Source organism: Parasphingopyxis sp. (genome assembly GCF_052168295.1).
GTDB lineage: Bacteria > Pseudomonadota > Alphaproteobacteria > Sphingomonadales > Sphingomonadaceae > Parasphingopyxis.
This window is the reverse complement of sequence record NZ_JBQLZN010000067.1, coordinates 11,091-32,162: the sequence shown is the minus strand read 5'-3', so window position 1 is coordinate 32,162 and position 21,072 is coordinate 11,091. Positions and strand designations below refer to the sequence as shown.

Annotated in this window: 15 protein-coding genes; 8 read left to right on the top strand and 7 right to left on the bottom strand. The window is 60.1% G+C overall.

Annotated elements, in window-relative coordinates:
- The first annotated feature begins 381 nt into the window (after window positions 1-381).
- Window positions 382-861, top strand: coding sequence for an antitoxin Xre/MbcA/ParS toxin-binding domain-containing protein (locus ACTS1Z_RS11080; RefSeq protein WP_442624525.1), 480 nt, complete (start codon window positions 382-384; stop codon window positions 859-861).
- Window positions 858-1,388 carry an RES family NAD+ phosphorylase gene (locus ACTS1Z_RS11075; protein ID WP_442624524.1) on the top strand — a complete coding sequence of 177 codons (531 nt, stop codon included), beginning with the start codon at window positions 858-860 and terminating at the stop codon, window positions 1,386-1,388. The genes ACTS1Z_RS11080 and ACTS1Z_RS11075 overlap by 4 nt, the downstream gene beginning before the upstream one ends.
- A gap of 380 nt (window positions 1,389-1,768) precedes the next feature.
- Here the strand turns inward: ACTS1Z_RS11075 and ACTS1Z_RS11070 are convergent, their stop codons facing one another.
- From ACTS1Z_RS11070 to ACTS1Z_RS11060, 3 genes are read right to left on the bottom strand one after another with little or no spacing between them, the layout of a single operon-like run.
- Window positions 1,769-4,345: a TonB-dependent receptor gene (locus tag ACTS1Z_RS11070; RefSeq protein WP_442624523.1), complete on the bottom strand. Its 2,577-nt coding sequence runs from the start codon at window positions 4,343-4,345 to the stop codon at window positions 1,769-1,771.
- Window positions 4,346-4,383: 38 nt separating this feature from the next.
- Window positions 4,384-5,787, bottom strand: a complete 1,404-nt coding sequence (locus ACTS1Z_RS11065; protein ID WP_442624522.1) for an aldehyde dehydrogenase family protein — start codon at window positions 5,785-5,787, stop codon at window positions 4,384-4,386.
- Between the two features lie 56 nt (window positions 5,788-5,843).
- Complete coding sequence (locus ACTS1Z_RS11060) at window positions 5,844-7,103, bottom strand: cytochrome P450 (RefSeq protein WP_442624521.1); 1,260 nt, start codon at window positions 7,101-7,103, stop codon at window positions 5,844-5,846.
- Window positions 7,104-7,212: 109 nt separating this feature from the next.
- Between ACTS1Z_RS11060 and ACTS1Z_RS11055 the strand changes: the two genes are divergently transcribed.
- Entirely contained in the window at window positions 7,213-8,451 is a 1,239-nt protein-coding gene (locus ACTS1Z_RS11055; RefSeq protein WP_442624520.1) for a PucR family transcriptional regulator, read from the top strand.
- A gap of 104 nt (window positions 8,452-8,555) precedes the next feature.
- Here ACTS1Z_RS11055 and ACTS1Z_RS11050 read toward each other — a convergent pair whose 3' ends face one another.
- Together ACTS1Z_RS11050 and ACTS1Z_RS11045 are read right to left on the bottom strand one after the other, a co-directional pair.
- Window positions 8,556-8,804: a hypothetical protein gene (locus tag ACTS1Z_RS11050; protein ID WP_442624519.1), complete on the bottom strand. Its 249-nt coding sequence runs from the start codon at window positions 8,802-8,804 to the stop codon at window positions 8,556-8,558.
- Window positions 8,805-9,197: 393 nt separating this feature from the next.
- Entirely contained in the window at window positions 9,198-10,010 is an 813-nt protein-coding gene (locus ACTS1Z_RS11045; RefSeq protein ID WP_442624518.1) for an RES family NAD+ phosphorylase, read from the bottom strand.
- A 244-nt stretch (window positions 10,011-10,254) separates the two neighbouring features.
- On the opposite strand from ACTS1Z_RS11045, the gene ACTS1Z_RS11040 reads away from it, so the two are divergent.
- On the top strand, window positions 10,255-12,699 hold the full coding sequence (locus ACTS1Z_RS11040) for a TonB-dependent receptor (RefSeq protein ID WP_442624517.1): 2,445 nt from the start codon (window positions 10,255-10,257) through the stop codon (window positions 12,697-12,699).
- Between the two features lie 28 nt (window positions 12,700-12,727).
- The gene (locus ACTS1Z_RS11035) at window positions 12,728-13,144 is read left to right on the top strand and encodes a nuclear transport factor 2 family protein (RefSeq protein ID WP_442624516.1); all 417 of its coding nucleotides are present in this window, start codon (window positions 12,728-12,730) and stop codon (window positions 13,142-13,144) included.
- Window positions 13,145-13,164: 20 nt separating this feature from the next.
- On the opposite strand, the gene ACTS1Z_RS11030 is transcribed toward ACTS1Z_RS11035, so the two are convergent.
- Window positions 13,165-13,683, bottom strand: coding sequence for a helix-turn-helix domain-containing protein (locus tag ACTS1Z_RS11030; protein WP_442624515.1), 519 nt, complete (start codon window positions 13,681-13,683; stop codon window positions 13,165-13,167).
- 213 nt (window positions 13,684-13,896) lie between these two features.
- Here ACTS1Z_RS11030 and ACTS1Z_RS11025 point away from each other — a divergent pair, with 213 nt between their 5' ends.
- From ACTS1Z_RS11025 to ACTS1Z_RS11015, 3 genes are read left to right on the top strand one after another with little or no spacing between them, the layout of a single operon-like run.
- Complete coding sequence (locus ACTS1Z_RS11025) at window positions 13,897-15,354, top strand: coniferyl aldehyde dehydrogenase (protein WP_442624514.1); 1,458 nt, start codon at window positions 13,897-13,899, stop codon at window positions 15,352-15,354.
- A gap of 25 nt (window positions 15,355-15,379) precedes the next feature.
- Window positions 15,380-16,627: a cytochrome P450 gene (locus tag ACTS1Z_RS11020; protein WP_442624513.1), complete on the top strand. Its 1,248-nt coding sequence runs from the start codon at window positions 15,380-15,382 to the stop codon at window positions 16,625-16,627.
- A gap of 23 nt (window positions 16,628-16,650) precedes the next feature.
- Entirely contained in the window at window positions 16,651-16,968 is a 318-nt protein-coding gene (locus ACTS1Z_RS11015) for a 2Fe-2S iron-sulfur cluster-binding protein (RefSeq protein ID WP_442624512.1), read from the top strand.
- Window positions 16,969-17,856: 888 nt separating this feature from the next.
- Here the strand turns inward: ACTS1Z_RS11015 and ACTS1Z_RS11010 are convergent.
- On the bottom strand, window positions 17,857-21,072 hold the full coding sequence (locus tag ACTS1Z_RS11010) for an autotransporter outer membrane beta-barrel domain-containing protein (RefSeq protein WP_442624511.1): 3,216 nt from the start codon (window positions 21,070-21,072) through the stop codon (window positions 17,857-17,859).

Here is a 21,072-nt window from a genome sequence, read left to right as displayed (position 1 = left end):
TCGGACTATCTGCTGGCAGGCTTGGTCCGCCGGATACTTGTTACAAACTCCATCTGCGCGGGTCGTACTCAAAGTGCATGTGGATTGAGGAAACGATCTTCGAACAAATTTTTCTTGTGGTATTTTCCATGGTCCTTTCAGAAAGAACTAGCTTAAAATCGCCAAAAAACATGCATTTAGAAGACTAATTCAAACTCCACCCTCTTTGCCAAAATAACTAGTAATTTCAACGAGTTATTGGAACGCCCAGTTAGGCGACGGCTGGCTCTGAGCGGTTCGATGGTGAAGAGCCGAACACTGATAAGCTGATGAAGAAGGAAGCGCAGGGATTGAATTTCGATGCGAAATGTCTTATTTAACGTCCGAATACGGGACGGAGTGATGGACATGCGGCAGGCAGGGGCGCAAGGCAAGAAATCGGACAAGCGGATTGCGCGACGCGGCCGAGATGGGCGTGTTGCGACCACAAGCGGCAAGCTTGGCCCGGCTTCGGGCCGTAATACGGGCTCTTTCGTGACGCGTTTTATGGCAAAAGGCGGCATTGTTGATGTCGATGAGGTTGCCGAGACATTTCACATGACCAAAACACAGCTGGCCAATACGACAGGCCTCGGAGTGGCAACGCTGACCAAGGCCGACCGGAAAACTTCTCCCAAGGCACAAAGGCGTGTCACGGAAATGCTCGAAATCATCAATCGGGTGCACGATTGGGCGGGCGGCGAAGCTCAGGCGATGGCTTGGTATCGCTCGCAGCCGATCCCGGCGCTCAATGGTCGTACGCCGGAGGCGTTGGTCAAGTCGGGCAAAGCGAATGCAGTGCGTGACTATCTCGACCATTTGGCGCTCGGCGGCTTTGCTTGAGATTCACTGAGCGATGCTATCGTGGGCATGATCCCGCGTGGTCCTTCTCGCCTTTATCGGGCGAGGGCGCGTCGCTTACGGGCGGTCGGTTCAACCGGATCGGAGAACCGACGCTCTATCTTGCGCTCGACGCGATAACGGCCATCAAAGAATGCACGCAAGGTCTGGGAAATCGCCTGCAGCCGATCACGCTGTGTGAGTATGACGTCGATTGCGACGATATCGCAGATCTTCGCACGTCAGCGAACCGCAAAAAACAAAAAGTGGAGCTCAGCGACCTCAAATGTGGTTGGCTCAACTACCGCTATGAGGCCGGCGATGCGCCCTCCTGGATGATCGCTGATCGGCTGCGCAAGGAGGGTTTCGCCGGCATTCTCGTGCCGAGCTTTGCCCCCGGCGCCACAAGGGACAATCAAAATCTCGTTCTGTGGCAATGGGGCCCGGAACTCCCTCATCAGGTCCTAGTCTATGATCCGAGCGGCCGACTTCCGAAGAACCGGCTTTCTTGGCCTGACAAAAAAGAATAGGCTGGATGGAAGCGATAAGGTGGCAAGCGGAGACAATGGCGATAGCACCATACAATGCGAGTGTTCGGGATAAATGTAGCCTTCGCTAACTTCTGCCATTTGGCGCTGTGAGATCCGCCCGAACAGCGTGTTTGTGCGCCGGACACACGCTGCACAGCTCAAAGGGCTTTCGACAACCGCAAGCCCTTTCAAAGAAAACGAAAATTTTTCCACGGCATATTTCATGGCATTTCACAAGATGTGCTGGACCTAGGTTAATCATTTCAGACAGTTAAATCGCGAGTTCGAATGCTGCGTCAGCGGCCGCCAGCCTGCCAAATCTGAGTGTGATATCAGGTGCTAGATGATTGGAGCTAACAGCACTCCGAGTATTGGCTATTCTAAAAGCGCACCGTTGCCTCAATCCCGTAGGTGCGTGGTGCGCCACGGGTGAGATAATCCTGATAGAATGGGTTCAGATTGATGCCATACGTATAATAGAATTTATTGGTGAGATTCCGCCCCCACAGAGCGACCGAGAAGCGCTCGTCATAAGTATAGGTGAGCCGAGCGTTGAAAAGCCAGTAGGGCGGGTTGCCGCAGGCGAGTTCAGGGGTCGCGAGCAGCACGAGGCTTTCCGCAGCCGGCTGATCGCACGGGTCCTGGCCATAATCTTTGAAGGGGTCGAAATAGTAGCGGCCCATATATTGCGCGTCGCCGCGCAGCGTCAGCCGCGACCGGGCGGTGTCGATAATGTCCCAATCGAAACCGGCGGAGAAGGTTATGTCCGGCGCGTTGGGAAACGGGTTGCCGTTTATGTCGCGGGTGAGCGAAGCGGGATCGGTCGCATCGATCTCGTTGCCGACATATCGAGTGTCAAGCAGCCCGAGCGCGGCATCGATGCGGAAACCGGGTGCCACCCGAGCCGCCAATTCTCCTTCCAGTCCGTATACCCGGCCGTCGGCGGAGCGCAGGAAGGAGGTGGCGCCGACGATCTGCGCGATCTGCTGGTTGCTATAGTCATAGTAGAAGCCGCTGAGGTTGAGCTGGACGCGCCTGTCCAGGAACCGGCTCCTGACGCCGACTTCGAAGGCATCGATTTTTTCCGGCTCGAGAAAATAGACCTGGCTCACATCCTGATAGGCCAGCGCGTTGAACGTACCGGCCCGGAAGCCACGCGAATAGCTGCCATAAAGCAAGACGTCTGGCGCGACCTCGTAATCGAGCACCACCCGGCCGGAAAAGCGCCCCGTGCTTCGGCTTTGATCGAGGGGTGCAAGGTTCGGGTCGAAGGGAAAGCTGTAGGGTACGAGATTGGCGACCGGTTGCGTTCCCGACAGGTCGAACAGTATCGATGATGCATTCTCGTAGCGGACGGTGTCCCAGGTGTAGCGCATGCCGAGCGTGACAGAGAAGCCGTCAGCGATTTCGTGGTTCACTTCCCCGTAGATAGCGGTGGACGGCCGCTCAATCGTGAAAGCCTGACGCGCGAGAATAGGGCCGAACGGCGGTGCCCCTTCGGCCAGACATGCCGCCTGGAAGGTATTGCCGGCCGCCGAATTGGTGGCGGCGACGTCCGCATTGAAGGCGATAAGCGTACGCGCGTCGAAGAAACCACTCGGATTGACCACCACCGGCGCGCAGAAACCGGGCGTCCCGGGCGTCAGCGTGGGATCGGCAAGGAAAGCGGGGATGGTGCGCAGCGAGTTCCCGACCGCGATCGGGATATTGTCGTACTCGCCGGGTAGACCCGCGCCAAGCAACACTGGACGCAAGAATCCGAACAGGTCCGGCTCGTTCACCGTATCGATGCGGTCGATCCCGAAATAGGCGCCGACGATGGCCCTGGTCCGATCGCCATCATAGTTGAGACGCAGATCCTGATTGAAATTGGTACTGTTCGCGCGATAGCGGATCGCGCAGATATTGTTGGGTGAACCATCACAGTCGAATGGGGCAACCCGATAGCGGCCTTCGCCGTAACCTGTGACGGAAATAAGGGTCAGCGCATCGGCAATATCCAGCTCGATGTTGAGCGAACCGCCCCATGACGAGGTAAAATATTTGCCGCCGGTATCGGACTGGATTTCGTCTCGTTCAAGTATCCGGCCGCCTAGTTCAGGGCGCGGCGCGAACCGCGAATATCCGACCGCGTCGGTCCGTCCTTCCAGATAGCCGATACCATAGGCGAGATCCTGCCACGGGTCGTTGCGGGCGCCGTAAATCCGCAAGTTGATATCGGCAATGCCACTGCGCATTCGCGCCGCAAACCTGCCGGCAATGCTGTTGGTCGTTCCGAAATCGCGGTTCTGCGTCGGATTGAACGTATAGCCATCGCCATTAGCGTAAGTGCCGGCGACGCGAACGCCGAATTGGTCTTCAACAAGGGTGACTTCGGCCGCACCCTGAGCGGTCAGGGTGTCGTAGTTCGCATAGCCAAGTGTGACATAACCGTTCGGAGCGCCGAGATCGGGCCGTCGGGTAATGAAATTGATCGCGCCGCCGGTCGTATTGCGGCCGTAAAGCGTACCTTGCGGGCCGCGAAGCACTTCGACCCGCTCGAGATCGAACAATTGCTGGCCGTGACTAGCGCGAAAGCTTTGATACACCTCGTCGACATAGACACCGACCGGCGAAGCCGTGGCCGCGGAGAATTCGTTGGCCACCGAGATACCGCGGAGCGAGAAGTTGGGTTGCGTGGTTCCGAAGGCGCTGGTCACCTGCAAATTGGGAAGCGCGCCCATAAGGTCGCTCGTTTCGGTTATCCCGCGCTGTTGCAGATCGTCGCCGGTGATTGCGGAGACGGCCGCCGGCACATCCTGCAGGTTCTGCGCTCTGCGCTGCGCGGTTACGACGATCTCCTGAACGGTCGTTTCGGACTCGCCGGCTGCCGGCTCCGGCGTCTGCGCGGATATCGCGGTCGGAATCATTGATGCGGACGCCATCAGGGCCGCACCCCGAGCCTTGATCTTGATCATCTGTCTCTCCTTTTATCCCGCCGAACCTTCGTGGCCGTTCATTCGTCGACGGCCGATTTCAGGAAGGATCGGATTTTCTCGCCATAGGGCGGGAAGAGGATGTCGGTGCTGTCGCTGGAACCGCGGACGACGATGCCGCGCAGGTTGCTGAATTCGCGAAAGCCCTCGATGCCGTGGTGCCGGCCGTAGCCGCTATTGCCGGTGCCGCCGAAAGGAAGGGACGGGATGGCGCCTTGCAGCGCGCAGCCGTTCACGCATGCGCCGCCTGAGCGGACCGTGCGCAGGATATGGTCGTTCTCGGAGTCGTCGGTGCCGAAGATGTAAATGGCAAGCGGCCGGTGATTGCGATCGATGGCCTGCAGGGCATCGTCGAGAGAGTCGTAGGTAATGATCGGAAGAATAGGGCCGAAGATTTCCTCGCGGCACATCTGCAAACCACGAGGCGGATCGATCGCAAGGGTGAGGCCTAGCCGACGCTCTGCTTCGGGAGCGTCCGGATGCGGTTCCAGCTCGATGAGTTCGGTGCCGTGCTGGCGCGCTTCGGCCAGCATCGCCGAGATGCGATCTACATGCCGGTCCGTTATCATGCCTGTGCAATCATCGGTGGCGGCATGGCCGGATCCGGCGAAAGGGGGCGTCTCGCGGACGAGGTCCACGAAGTCCCCAACGGCATGGCGCGGCATCAACACATAATCCACCGCGATGCACATCTGGCCATTCTTCACCAGTTTCGTGCCGACGATGGTCTCGGCCGCATCCGCGGTCACGCCGCTTTCGGTCAGTATGGCCGGGCATTTTCCGCCAAGTTCGAGCGTGAGCGGGACGAGGTTGGCGGCGGCTGCCGCGGCGACCTGCCGCGCGACACGCGGATTGCCGGTATACACTAGATGGTCCCATGGCTGCGCGGCGAAAGCCTTGGCCAGATCGATCCCGCCGACGCTGACGGCGACATGATCGGGGTCGAAGGTGTCGGCGACCAGTTTGGCAAGCAATTCGCTGCACGCAGGCGCGAGATCGGACGGCTTGATGATCACGCGGTTGCCGGCCGCGAGCATCTCCACGACGGGGCCGCACGCGATTTCGAACGGGAAATTCCAGGGCGCCATATTGCCGACCACGCCCTTGGGTTCGTAGCGAACGAAAGCGCGCGCATCGCCGAACAGGCCGCCCTCCGCCGGTCTTTCATCGTCGCGCATCCAGGCTTCGAGACATTCGATGGCATAGCCGGCCCGCCCGGCAGGGCCGAGGATCTCGATCAGATCGGTGAACGCGTCGGGATGAGTTCCAAAATCGTCCCGCACGGCGCGGCAGATGCGCCGCCTATTGCCGACCAGCATCGCCGCGAGCGCCTGAAGATTGCGCGTGCGCGCGGCGATGTCAGGGTATGGATCGGCGCGAAATGCAGATCGCTGCCGCTCTATGGTTTCGCTGAGCAACGCCATCGCCTGATCGTCAGGGTTCGAAACCTGACTGCAGTCAGTCTGGCCCGTAGACGCACTCATCCCCGCGCTTTCCTGCCATGCGGCTTGAGGGCGATTGGGACATGCGTATAGCCGTCCACAAAACGGGAGCGGATGCGCCTGGGGGTGCCCGTCAGTTCCGCATTGGCGACACGCGTGACGAATGCGTGAAAGAATGTCACGAGTTCGAGCCGGGCAAGGCTCGCGCCCAAGCAGAAGTGCCGTCCGCCGCCGCCGAATGCATGATGCGGACAATTTTTGGGACCGCGAGTCACGTCGAAGACATCTGGGCGCTCAATGGCCTGAGGATCGCGGCTCGAGGATTGCAGCCACATGACGACGGATTCGCCGGGCCCCAGTTTCTGACCGCCCAGTTCCGTGGCGCAACTCGTCGTGCGACGCTGATGGCTGAACGGTGGCCGCCAGCGCAGGATTTCCTCGACTGCGGACGGCACGAGCGTCGGTTCGTCGCGCAACAGGTCAAGCTGGTCGGGATGTTCCAGCAGCGTAACAACGCCGTTGCAGATCGTGTTCTTCGTCGAATCGATGCCCGCCGCAATCAGTTGCGCGAACACGCCGACCTGCTCATCCCGGGGCATCGGTTCGCCCTCATAGGTCGCCGCACTTAGGGCCGTGACGAGATCGTCGCTAGGATGCGCGTCACGCTCGACGAGAAGCTCTTGGAAATATTCGGATATCGCGGCCATGGCTTCGTCGCCGCGCATTCCGCCGGCGATGGCGTCGTCGGCGGATAGGAACGCGTCAGTCCATTGGTTGAGCCGTGCGCGATCCTCTTCGGGGATGCCCAGCAGATCGGCCATTGTCGTGTTCGCCACCACCCCGGCCATGTCCGTCGCGAGATCGACTTCGCCTCGCTCGAAAGCGGCATCGAAAACGCGAGAGACGGTGCGGCTGATCGACGGTTCGAGGCTCTGGACCCGGTTCAGCGTAAAGGCCAGGCTGACCGTACCGCGCATCCGCCGGTGGTCTTCTCCGTCCTTGCCGATCATCGCCGTGCGGGCAACTTCCAGAGATCCGACCTCTTCGCTTCGCATGGCGAACCCGCCAAGCCATGACGAATAGGTCTTCGGATCCCGACTGACCTGCGCGACGTGTTTGGCCCGCGTGGTGCTCCAGAAACCGGGCTGATCGACCTCCGGCCAGTCGCTCGGCGCCGCGGTCCAGATGATCGGCGCCTCATCGCGCATCCGCTCGTAAAGTTCGTGCGGTGGACCGTCGTCGAACGTCTCCAGCTCGGCGAGACCAGTCTTGAATGGGGCAAATCGATCCTTGTCCATGCCCATTCTGTACCGCCAAGCACTGCACCCGGTCTCTTGCAGTATCTATAAAAATCACCTTTAAGATTGTGCTTTCTGCACAAAAATATATATTTTGGCCATGTCATCGATGAACATGGCGACCGCTCACGCTCTGCGCGTGCTCGCCGCAGCGAATCGCGGCGAACAAGACGAACTCGTGCACGCCATTCTTGACCGGATCCGGGCCTCGACGCCGGAATTCTTCGGCAATGATGACGTCGCAGCGGACATGAGCGCGGCTGTCCGCGCCAATGTCGCCCGCTTCACGCAGCTACTCGCCAAACAGTCGAACGCTGCAACCATGAGCCTGCCGGTCGAGACGGCTGACCTGCTCGACAGCACCATTCATCACGGCATTCCGCTGATCTCGTTGCTTGAAGCGTGGCGGACCGCCCAGACCGTTACGATTGAATGGTGGCAGAACAAGCTTGCGGCGCATGCCGATGCCCAAATCCTGCCCTCGGCGACCAAAGCGCTGAGCCATTTCGTATCGAGTTATGTCGACGCGGGCACGGAACAGATACGCGCCTCCCATAGGCGCGAAAGCGACCGTTTCCACAATGACCCTGATACCCGCCGCCATCATCTGATCCGCCAGCTTCTGGCGGGAGAGCTCATCGATGAAATCGCCGCAGCCCACACCCTCCAACATCCCCTGAACGCTCGCCATGTCGCAGTTATCCTGTGGGGCGCGGACGAAACGGGCGACACAGGCGGGTTCGACGAGGCACTCGAGATGCTGGCGCGCGCTTCGGCCGCACGATACACGCTACGTATGCCGGTTACCCGGAGGCGCGTTATCGCCTGGCTGAGCTCGCACGGCCCGCTGCAAATGCAGGCATTGGACCAAGTCGTGCTGCCTCCCGGCGTTCTCGCCTCCGCGTCGGGCGAACGCGCAGGCCTGGACGGCTTCGTTCAAGCTCATAGCGACGCCACGAAAGCCGCCGCGTTCGCCCGTGCCGTTCCCGGATCAGGCAGAAGCCGCGTCGAGACTTTCGAAGATACCGAACTGATTATTTTGTTGTCGAACGCGCCGGAGGAACGTGATCGCTTCGTGCTCCGGACCCTCGGACCCCTTGCTGCTCCAGACCCGAGGCTGGACATTCTGCGCGAGACGCTGCGCGTCTATCTCGCGACAGGCTGCAGCCAATCGCGCACCAGCGAATGTCTCGGCGTGCACCGCAATACTGTTGCATACCGGCTGCGATCGATCGACGATATCCTTCCATCGTCAAAATCGGACAACCTCGCCGTACCTGCACGATTCAATCAGCAACTCGACCTCGCGGTCGCGCTTCACATTATCGGAAGACTCCGAACCCGGTAGAGCGCCCGATCCGAGAATGAATTTTCCTGATCCACTCGCTAAGTCGGCGTTCCGGTGCTGCGAGGTATTTGGGGGGATGGCGCTCGGCGCTCTCCATCTTGGGTTCAGCCTTGAAGTGTCTGTCGCGCATCCTTCAGCACGTCGAGAAAAGTCTTGGCGGCGCGGGTCAGCGGTCCCTTGGGCGAGCGATGTATGCTGAGCCGTGCCAGTATCTGCGGTTTCTTGATCGGAACAGCATTCACCGCGCCGGCGGTGAGATCCAGCATGTCGCACGGTTTGCGACGCCGCTGGACCAGCGGCGCGTTCAGAGACCATAGCTCCAAGCCGATGTATCGGAGGCCGGCCAGTTGCACCAAACACTCCCGCCCCGGCCGGCCTTGATCTCGGGGGTCTGTGGCACCGCGGTATCTTTTCTGGAGAGAAATTTCCGTAAGGTATCGAACATGGCGTTTGATGAGTGTCGATCGGAATAATCAGGCTATTTCAGTGCCTTATTTGTCTATTTTGAATCCCGCCCTCTCCGCCAAAAATAGTAAATAATACCAATGACGTGAAAGCGCGATCTGCCTTACGACGCAAATGTCATTTGCGCACGTAATCGCACCTTCGTCAGAAGACTATTAGCCAGGTTCTTGACGGTGAATGGTCGGAGAAGCAGGCAGCAGCTTTCTGATCGGCAAAGCCTGACTGGGTAAGCCCGCTAGCGATCTTACTGATCTTGCAGTTCCGTCGGGTTCTCAATGCGTCTATGTGATCCGGAACACCGCTCCGCTTCCCGCATCGCGGTACAGATCCACCCGCTCGCCATCCCAATGATAATCGAGATGCCTGCCCTTTCGGGGATTGGCAGCACGATCGGGATAGAAGAGCCCTGCGCATTCGCCGTCCCCATGCCGAACGCTGGGATAGACGATCCCGTCCGAACCCGATGAGCGCAGAGCAGCGCCAAGCGGCTGGCTAGGGGCATAGTCTTCCGGCGCAAGCGCTTCTTCGTATTCTTCTCCGCCCGTCCGCAGATCGTGCAGTCGCGCATCAATATCGAGCAGGATCTCGCGATACTGCGACGTCCATCCCGGGGCTTCGTTCGTGCGCGCCATGAAGCGGCCGTAATGATGGATGGTCTCAAGCAGCGCCGTTTCGGGCTGCCGGCCGGCATAAAGCACACCGAAACTGCCGTCGCTGAACCGCGTCGGCCGGTCGAGGCTGATATGGATGAACGGGGCCATCAGGTAGGACGCGCCGGCACCGCCGACCCTCCGGTCCCCGGGGACCAGATCGAGAGCGCCGATATTCTCGACGAGGCGCGGATTGGTCTTCTGCTCGGCCGATATCAGCAGCGGCCCGTCGGCCGGATCGGCGATATCCTCGAACAGGTCGATCGGCGGGTGGATGGAGCGAATGATCCGGACCGCGCCACCCCATTCGATATGGGATAAGTGGGAAGCCTGCGATTGAATCGAGACGGTGAGGGGCTTCCGACTGCCGCAACTCCGTTCGAGGCAGAGCAGAATTCTTTCGTGGGATAATCCATGACATTTTAGGCATGTAATGAAAATCATCCTATCATATCAGCGAGTTACGATACGGGTTCGAGTGCCGCGCTAGCGATCCGCAGTCCGGCCGCATTTGAGGGCACAACTGACAAGATCGGTCTTGGACACGGATAAGTATCAGCTTCCGTCCTCATAAGGCAGACAAGATTTTCCTACTCCAACACAAGGTCCTCATCATGTCTTGACATGAAATATGTCCACAAATAATAGTGTCGCAAAGACATAATAAACATGGGGAGGAGGTTCTGCGATGGTGCGCTATCGTTATGCTTGTGCGTCGTGGGTTGCTTTGGCCGTGGGTGTTGCGGGTCAGGCCAACGCACAGGTCGAGGATGGCTCTGCCGGAGCCGAGCCGTTTTCCGGAGCGCCTATCGTCGTGACGGCCAGCCGGCGTGAAGAGGATTTGCAGAGTACGCCGCTCTCCGTCTCCGCTTTTACGGACGACGCTCTCGAAGTGCGGTCCGTTCAGTCCGTCGATCAGATCGCGGCTCTTACGCCCGGTGTCCAGATATCCACTTATCAGGGCGATACCTCGATCTTCATTCGCGGCGTCGGCACGCCGGTGATCATTGCGGGCAGCGACAGCTCGACCGCGACATATCTCAACGGCGTCTATCTCTCGCGCGCCGCGGCTATCGGCCCGGCTTTCTTCGACGTCGAACGGCTCGAGGTTCTGCGCGGACCGCAGGGCACGCTCTACGGCCGCAACGCGACCGCCGGCGCGGTGAACATCATTACGCGCGATCCGACTGAAGAGTTCGAGGCCGAGGCACGGTTCATCCTCGGTAATTACGACCGCACGGGGTTTTTCGGCGCGGTGAGCGGGCCGCTGACGGATGGTTTTCGCGCGCGGGCGGCGGTCAACTACGAAAATCGCGATGGTTATACGACCGTCAATCTGCCGCGCGGCAATCTGCCGGCGAGCGAGCCCAATCCGATGCGACGCGTGGAAGCGCGTGACGATATCGCCATGCGGTTGACGCTGCAGGCCGATCTCGGACCCGATGCCGTGCTGACTTTGCGCGGCGATTATTATCGCGCCGACGACACCGCGAACGTCTTCCATTTTGCCAGCCTGGGTTATCAAGACGAAGTGCCGAACTGGCTCGCGAGCCGCGAGGGCAGCCAGACGCTCGCCTATTTCGCGCTCAAGAATCAGGGGCGGGTCACCGAGGCGCGGTCGCGCGACATCTTTGCCGATGCCGAATATTTCAACGATACCGAAATCTGGGGCATTACCGGCGATCTCGAATGGGCGCTAGGCGATCACACGCTGTCGCTGATCGGCAGCTACCGCGACACCAATCCCGATTTCCAGAACGAGTTCGATCTCTCCGACCAGTTCGTCAATATCTATCGGCGCGCCGAGGATCATCAGCAATGGAGCGTCGAATTTCAGCTGACGTCCCCCGAAAACCGGCCGTTCCAATGGATTTTCGGCGGCTATTACTTCGAAGAAGAAAATGACATTACCAATGACATCTTCGGCGATTTCTGGGAGCCGATCCTGCGGCAGGGCCTGCAGGACCTGCAGGACGCCGGCGTCATCCCGGTCTTCCCGATCGTCATTCCCGATACCAACCTGTGCTGCGAACTGCATCTGAACGGCAGTCAGGAGACCGAGGCGTTTGCTGTCTACCTCGATACATCCTACGAGATTACCGACACGCTGACATTGCAGCTCGGCGGCCGCTACAGCTGGGAACGGCGCGACGGCTTTCAGAATTTCGATCTCGTATTTCTGGCGGCTACTCCGGGTGGACAACAGACGCGTTTCGCACCGAACGCCCAGCTATTCCCGAACGCCATCAGTGGCGACCGGAACAACGTCATGCCCGATCCGTTCGGCTTCGTCGTCGCGCCCGTCGACGGCCCGGAAACCTTCGACGCCTTCACGCCGAAGATCGGGCTGGACTGGCAGGTGACGCCCGAAGTGCTGCTCTATGCGACCGTGCAGCGCGGTTTCAAAAGCGGCGGCTACAATATCGGTTCCAGCCAGCGCACACCTTTCGAACCGGAGACGATCTGGGCCTATGAGATCGGCCTGAAGTCGCAGCTGTTGGACGACCGGCTGCTCTTCAACATGGCTGGCTTTCGCTACGACTATACGAATCTTCAGGCGCAGGATTCGATCGGTAATCAGCCGATCATCCGCAATGTCGGCGAGGCGCGCGTCACGGGTTTCGAAGTCGAGGCGATTGCCACTCTCAGCGACTATTTCCGGATCGACGGCAGCCTCACCTATGTCGATGCGGAGTTCACGGACGGCGAGTTGACCGAGCCGCTGCGTCCGGCGCCGCTGAGCCAGCCGCCCGGATCCGTGCTCCGCGATCTTTCCGGGCTACGGCTGCCGCGCGCGCCGGAATGGAAGTTCAATATCGGTGCGCAAGCCGACATTCCGATCGGGACCGCAGGCGATCTTACCCTGCGCGCCGACTATGGCTGGCAGGACAAAATCTTCTTCACGGTATTCAATATCGATGCCGCTTCGGAAGGCTCATACGGTCTGCTTAACGCTCGGATCGCTTTCACTACCGCTGACGAACGCTACAGCTTCGCCCTGTTCGGCAACAATCTGACCGACGAAGTCTATTTCTCGAACCAGATTCTGACCGGCACCGTCTACGGCGCCGAATTTGTCGGGCCGCTGGGCCCGCCACGGACGTACGGGATCGAGTTTCGCGCGCGGTTCTGAGTCGATAACCGTTTTGAGGAGAATGACGATGGATGACGATACTCGTTCCGTTGTAGACAGCTTCTATGCAGCCATTCACGGCGGCGATTTCGATGCGCTATTCGATATACTCTCCGACGATTGCACGATCGAATATTATGGCCCTTCGGCTATCCCCTTTGCCGGCATTTTCCGCGGCAAGGAGAAGTGCCGCATATTTTTCGGTCATGTCGCCAACGATGTTGAGATTCAGGATTTCCGGCAAGAAGAATTCATCGTCGATGGCAGTAAGTCGGCGGTCGTCGGGCATCTCACGCTCAAGCTGCACGCCAAAGGGCGGGTCTATGATTCCGATTATGTCCACGTGATCGACGTCGCTGACGGCAAGGTGATCCGCTTCCGCGACTTTCAGGATAGCGCCAAGGCGGCCTTCGTGTGCGCTGATGTCGAGACGCCGGAGCGTTGACGCGTTTGCCGTGGTAGGGGTCAGGCGGCGGACTGTGCCGCCACCTCGTTGATACGATCGCCATGTTCTTCCCGGATGTCCTGATACACTTCGGTCACGCGGGTCAGAAAATGGATGCCGTTCGCGATTTCCGCGTCCGTCAGCCGTTCGATCATGATATCCATGAGTCCGACACCGTTACGGATCATTCCCTCGACGAATTTTCGCCCGCGCGGCGTGAGCTGGACGAGCTTCTCCCGGCCACTGCGCGGGTCCTCGGAAATCTGGAGAAGGTCCAGAGGCGGCTTGGTCAATGCTCTTATCGATTTGGAAATCGCCGAGCTTGTGACCTCGTACCAGGACGCCATCGCCTTCTCGATGTCCTTGCGGCGCATCATCTGGCCATTCTCGCCCTGAACGCGGATCGTCCAGAGAATGCAGGCCTGCTGGCGCGTCAATACGCCACTGCGCAGCGTATCTTCGATCTGCATGCCGACAATGTAGTGGATGGGAAAAAACAGGTCGAGATACGCGAGTGCGGGGTCTTTGGCCTTTGTCATTATTCGCTTTCCAGGCTTTTTCAGAACGGGCCATCCTGCGGCCCGATCCGATTGCATTGCATGAGCATAGCGGAACAGACAGCAATTGAAACAATGTCTATAAGACATATTTTCTATTGACTCATAATGTCCTTAAGCTAGCATAAATTCCGAGAACAATGAGCATTCGGCTCGTGGTCCATGTCCGCGGGATCGGCAGTAAGGAGAGCAGTGTTGAATATCGCGCAATCCGCTTCCGTACAGACCGATCCAGTCAGCGCCGAAGGCGCGGATGGCTTGAAGCGACTGCTCGATTCGCAGCGCGCGGCTTTTCTCGCTGAAACCTATCCGTCCGTGTCCGTCCGCAAGGACAGGCTGCGCCGATTGCTCGACCTGCTTGTCGCCAACGAGCGGCGCATAATCGACGCGGCCATGGCCGATTTCGGCTATCGTTCACCCCAACAGAGCTTTTTCGTCGAGATTGTGACGACGGCCAAACCGATCAAGGAAGCGATCAAACGGGTTGGACGCTGGATGAAGCCTGAAAAGCGGTCCGTCGACGCGCCGTTCCGGCTGGCCGGAGCGCGCGCCGAGGTGCGTTACCAGCCGCTCGGCGTGGTTGGCTGCATCAGCCCCTGGAATTTCCCATTCAACCTCAGTTTTGCGCCGCTTGCCGGCATTCTGGCGGCCGGCGATCGGGCGATGATCAAGCCGTCAGAGGCAACACCGGCCTGCGCGGGGCTGATCGAGGAGCTAGTGGCGGCGACCTATGACGAAGGCGAGGTCGCCGTCGTCAATGGCGGACCGGATGTTGCCCGCGCCTTTACCATGCTGCCTTTCGACCATCTCCTCTACACGGGCGGCGAAGCGGTGGCGAAGCATGTTATGCGCGCGGCGGCCGACAATCTTACACCTGTAACGCTGGAGCTTGGCGGCAAGTCGCCCGTGCTGATCGGCAGGGGCGCCGATATGCGGCTTGCAGCGGAACGCGTGATCTTCGGCAAGATGCTCAACGCCGGCCAGATCTGCCTCGCGCCCGATCATGTATTCGTGCCCGAAGACCAAATTGATGATTTCGTCGCGGCTCTCAAAGATGCCGTGCGCAAGACTGCACCTGAAAATCGTAAGGCGGCCGATTTCGTTTCGATCGTGAATGATCGCCATGCCGAGCGGTTGCGGGGCTACATTGCCGACGCGCGCGCACAAGGCGCGGAGATCGTTAGCTTCGACTGGCTTGGCGAGGGCAACGACAATCTCGTTCCGCTCACACTGGTGCTCAGGCCTAATGAGCAGATGGACGTAATGCAGGAGGAGATTTTCGGTCCTCTTCTGCCGGTCAAGAGCTACCGCAATCTCGACGATGTTTTCGCCTATATGCAGCAGCAGCCGCGCCCGCTCGCCATCTACTATTTCGGTTCTGACGATGGCGAGACCCGCGCCTTGCTCGAAAACACGCAGTCGGGCGGCGTCACGATGAACGACGTCATCATGCACTATACGATCGATAATCTGCCGTTCGGCGGCGTCGGCGCGAGCGGCATGGGCGCTTATCACGGTTTCGACGGTTTCAAGCAATTCAGCCATGCGCGCGCCATCTACCGGCAAAGCCGGTTCGATATCGGCGGCGCGCTGCGGCCGCCCTATGGGCGCACGTTCGAGCGCGTTTCGCGCTTTCTGCTCAAGCACGGATAACATTCAGATAGGGGATTTTACGATCATGGCCAGCGTGACAGTTGCTTCCGGTCTCGACGATTTCAAAGCGAAAGATCTCTATTCGCCCGAGGTGATTGCCAATCCCTATCCCTATTATGACGCACTGCGCGACAAGCCGATCCAGTTCGGCCTCGAAGACTATCCGCCCGGCACTGTGCCCGGTCAGGACAAGCCCTATCCAGCCTGGGTCGTGCTCAAATACCACGACATCATCCAAGTCTGCCGGAAGCCGCAAATATTCTCCTCGCGCGATATCATGCAGGAGGAGTCCGACGCGCCGACGCTGATGCTCGTCAATCACGACGATCCGCGCCACGCCGAGTTGCGCAAGATCGCCCAGATCGCGTTCAAGCCGAAACGGGTCGAGGCCGATATCACACCCTGGATGCAGGGCGTCGTCGACAAGCTGCTCGACAAGGAAGACGAAGGCGAGGTGGATTTCATGGCGAATCTCGCGCCCGACCTTCCCGCGCTGGTGATGACCAAGCTGATCGGCACGCCCGAGGAAGATCATGTGCTGCTCCGCCGCTGGGCCAACGCTTTCATGGTGACGTCCGACTTCACCACGGAAGAGCGCAATCAGTGCAATATCGAGCTGTGGAATTATTATCAGGACGCGGTCGAGCAGCGCTATGCCGATATCGCCGCCGGCAAGGACGTGCCCGACGATCTGATGTCGGCCTTCATCCAGGCCGAGGCGGACGGCAATATGCTGACCAAGGAGGAAGTGATCCGTTTCTGCGTGACGCTTGTCGTCGCCGGAGCGGAAACGACTGGATATCTGCTCGGCAATCTGATCGATACGCTGGTCGAGGAACCGCATTTCTTCGATGAACTTAAACAAGACCGTTCGCTGATCCGGCCGTTCATTGAAGAGAGCCTGCGCCGCGATGGTCCTGTTCAGCGGTTGCATCGGGTCTGCACCGAAGATACCGAGATACGCGGCACCAAAATTCGCGAAGGCGATTGGGTGGCGATCTTCTTCGCATCCGGCAACCGCGACCCCGCCATCTGGGAGCGACCGAACGATTTTATTCTGAAACGCCCCAATATCGGCCGACATCTGACGTTCAGCCACGGCGTCCATCATTGCATGGGCTCGGGCATCGCCCGGAACGAGGCGACGCAGATGCTCAACGGCATTCTCGACCGCTATAGCGCCATCGAACCGGGTTCGGCGCCGCGTCTCCGTCAGACCGGTGGCCTTTTGAATTACGGCCTCGAAACATGCTCAATCAGGCTCGTTCGCTGAGATCTGGTGAAGGAGGCAATGCTATGGTGACGATCATCGCCGTCGACCGGGAGGGCGAAGAGCATCGTGTCGATGCCGTCGAGGGCGAACCGCTGATGGTCGCGTTGCGTGATAACGATATCGACGTCGAGGCAGTCTGCGGTGGAGAAATGTCCTGCCTGACCTGTCATGTTTATATCGATCCGAAATGGATCGATCGCGTCGGCGAACGAACCGGCGAGGAGGCCGACCTGCTTGACGATCAACTGCATTCGCGCCCTGAAAGCCGGCTCAGCTGTCAGATCACCGTATCTTCGGATCTGGTAGGACTACGCTGCACCGTCGCTCCGCCAGAAGGCTAATACTCGCAACAGGGCAAGCTCCGCCCGATTTTGACTAAACGAGAGCTACCAGACCGAATTTCGTGGCGTCTATCATGGTATTTCGAGATCGGTGCTAAAATAAATTCAAACAAAACAAACATTTGATTATCGCGTTCGAATCCCGCCCTCTCCGCCAGAGACCCGTTTTCTCCCGTTCGCGCCGAACCCATGAACGGGCGTGGACATTTGTGGTATCGATCCTGAAAATGCGGTACCTTGGAGAAAGGTCATGCCGACGGACGTCAAGGACCGGACCGCCAAGCCCAGGGCCAAGCCATACAAGCTTGAGATCGTCACCGCTTCTATCCGCTGGCCACGCCGAGCGGTTCGAAACTCTGGCGCATGTATTACCAGTATCATTCGAAACAGAAGACGCTGGCTATCCGTTCTCCGCCGCTGATTGGCCTCACAGGGGCCCGGCGCAAGCGAGTGGACTGGTCGAAGAAACCTGCAAGATTAGCCGGCCTTTGCCAACAGCGGTGCCGCTGGTCGAGGGTAGCGGTGCCGCGCCTCATAGTGCCTCAATATCGCCAGTGATAAATGGGGAGTTGTCTGCAATAATTGGCAGTTGGGTGGTCGGGCGTGTCGGCTTCCGCCTCGCCGCACGTCCAGCAGATCTTACGGCTTAGCTCCGGCGTCGGCGCGCCGAAGATCATCATCAAGACAACGGCAATCAGAAATCTATCTCTCGTCACTGGATCGTTTCCGTGATCGCACACGCGTCCCGACCGGGTTCGATCGACGCCTCATTTGGTCGTCCTTGGCGATGCCGAGATAGTCTTCCTGCGGGGGGCATGTGCGAGGGAGACTTCGGTCATCGCCAAGGACTCGACGGCAGGCGATCGATACGCACCGCCTGCCGATCGTTCAAAAACCCACTCGGAGCGACGCGCGCAGGCCGACGACGAAGCGGTCCTGCTGCTCTTCGGCGCTGAATTCACCGCCGATCGAGAATCCGGCACGACCGCCGATCACACGCAGCGCGCCGATCCAGCCGTCGGTCCGTTCTTCGGCGGCAAGCGTGAAATCGTCGCCGTCCGCAAAGCGCGCCGTCGTCTCGCCGATATCGCCGCCCAGGATCTGGCGACGGCCACCATCGAGCTCGACCCGCATCCAGCTGGCGGCACGATTCTCGTCGCCGAAATGAAGCGAGGCCACGAGGCGCGCCGTCGCCGCGAGTTCGTCGCTGGTTCGCTCGTCGACCGTCAGGTTGAAAGCGTCGCCGCCACCGGTTTCGGCGTAACCGTCCTCGTGCAGGTTGTGATAGTCGATCGTTGCGACCGGACGCACGCGGAAGCGCCCCGTGCCGAACTCGTAGCTCATGCCGGCCGAAAGCGAGTATAGTCGGCCGTCCCATTCGCCGCGGGCCCGGCGGACAACCGCCTCATCCGCGGTTTCGCCACTGAATTCGCGGCGGCCGTCGAAATCGATCTGTGCGATCGAAGCCCGGGCATGGGCGCTGAAATCGCCCCATTGGCCACGCCAGTAACCGGCCGCCTCGAACTGCTCGGCATCGACGGTATTGAGCGTGCCTTCGTCGTCGATCTCGCTGTACAGATAGGCGAGCGAGACGCCGAAACTGCCGATCTCCCCTGCCTTGATCTCGGCGCCGCCGGTAATGCCCCAGCCGAGAATGTCATAGGCCGCGGTGTCGCCGAAATCGGACGAGGTGCCCCAGTTGACCTGCTGGATCCAGAAGCCCCAGCCCCCCTGGTCGGCAAATGCGGAGGAGGGGTCGGCAAGAAAGCGGGCCGTGGCGCGCGATCCCTGCATTGCCGTTTCGAAAGTGCCGCCCGCATGGTCGGGCAGCATCTGGCGAACGGCGGTGCGGAAGTCATCGCCATCGAAGATCGACAGATAGGCGGCCGCAACGTCCTCGTCATTTTCGAGTGCGGCGAAGATCGCATCGAAGGCGCGTCTCTGGGAGCCGTTGAGCCCGAGCTCTTCGGTCGGCTTGCGCGATACTTCCAAGCTGATCTCGCCGGCCGGTTCGTCGACGCTGAGCCCGCCTTGAAGAAGAAACGGAAGGTTCGCCGAATCCTGCGACAGATTGTCCGCACCTTCGAGCGTGCCGGCGCGCAGGATCACGATTTCGCCGCCGATATCGGCGAGGTTCGCCACCCGGACCATGACCGCGCTATCCTTCCCGAAGCTGGCCGTGCCCGCGACATCGTACAGCGTGTTCGTTCCGGCCTCGGTGTCTATGGTGACACCGATCATGCTGCCCTCGCCAAGGGTCATCGAGGCGAGCGCGATCGTGCCCGTATTGGTCACGTCGAGCACGCCGCCATCCATGACGAGATCGAGACTGCCGCTGTTCGCGATTGCACCTCTGAACACCGCTTCGCCCGCGAGACTCAGCCGGTTTGCACCATCGCCGAAATCGGCATCGCCATCGAAACGGGAGCTGCCGGCGAGCACCAGTTCGTCGTCGCCCGCACCGAAATCGGCATCGCCTTCAACCTCTGAGTCTTCGTCGAGGATCAGCCTGTCGTCGCCGGCGCGCAGGATGATGTCGCCGGTCACCGAACCCGCGGCAACCTCGAACAGGTCATCGCCGTCGCCGAGTTGGACATCGCCGACGATCCGCGGCGCATCGGCATCGCTGGCGCGCAGCAATTGGCGAACCGTGGCGCCGTCTTTGTTGTTGCGTAGATCGATCGCCGTGTGGCGGCGGCCCTCGCCGCCGCGCGCAATAATCGCGCCCGTATTGCGGACAGTGTCGACGTTGCCCGACTCGTCGAGAATGGCAAATGCGCGCCCGTCGCCATCCGACTCCGCAACGATGGTGCCGCTATTGCGGATTTCCCGCGCCGACGCGCCCGCATCGATGGTGATCGCCCGGACGAGACTTGCCGCATCCGAGCCGCCGGCGGCGAACACTTCCCCGTTGACGATGATCTCTTCAGTGGTCGTCCCGTCACCCAGGCGCAGCGCGGTCGCATTGCCGCCATCGGATACGGCCCGCACCCGGCCGGTGATGCGCATGCCGCCGGCAATATCGACAGCCCCGCCACGCCCGCCGATGATCAGCCCGTTGGCATCGACATCCTCATAGATCCCGTCACCGGTGATGATTCCGCGGACGACGATGCCGTGACCATCTCCATTGTCGGCCAGCGCGCCGATCGTGATATCGGTGTCCGCCGATCCGATCTCGACCGCCGCTGCCGAACCCTGGGAGAGGATGACGGTCGTGGTCTCTTCGCCGTCGTCGATCCCGTCATCGTCCTCATCATCGTCATCTTCGTCGAGATCGGGGGGAGGGGCGTCGAACAGGATGCCGCCATCGACATTGCCGGCGATCCGGACGGCGGGGCCACCGATCAACAGATCGTCCGCGTCGAGATCGTCGGTGTCGGACGGGCGCGGAATGGTCCGGAAGCCGGTCACCGTGACGCTGTTCTGGAACGTCACCCGGCCGCCGACATCGCCGTCCAGCGCAACGCCGATGGAATCCTCACCGCGGACGCTGACGCCGCCCACGATCGTCACCGTATCGGTGATCTCGACCGCGTGGATGCCGTAACTGTTGTCGCCGACGACGGAGATCGTCCCGCTATGGTCGAGCGCCCCTTCGAGCCGGCTTTCGATTACGATGGCGCCGGATTCATTGCCCTCGACGGTGATGACGCCGCTATTGTCGACATCGCCGCGAAAGGTGCCGCCATCTTCGATCAAGATGCCGTAGCGTCCCGATCCTTGGGCGAATGGACCGTCGAGATCGCCATCGTCATCATCGTCTTCGGGCGTGTAATCCTCGTCGATGGTGATGGCGCCGTCGTTGATGATGTCGCCGCTGTTCCCGGCCAGAGCGCGGATGCCGATTGCATTGTTCGCGCCGCGGATCGCAATGGTTCCTTCATTGTCGACATCGTTGTTGCTGTCGATGGTGATGGCGGTGCCGGAGCTCGGCCTGATGCTGCCATCTTCGGTGATCCGGATGTCGTCACGCTCACCGTCATCGACCGTCGAGGTACGGATCGGATTGGTGATCGCGGTATCGATGACCGTCTGGGCCTGAACGGGATGGCCCAGCACGAGGATGGGCGTAAGACAGGTGCAGCCGAGTAACATACGCAT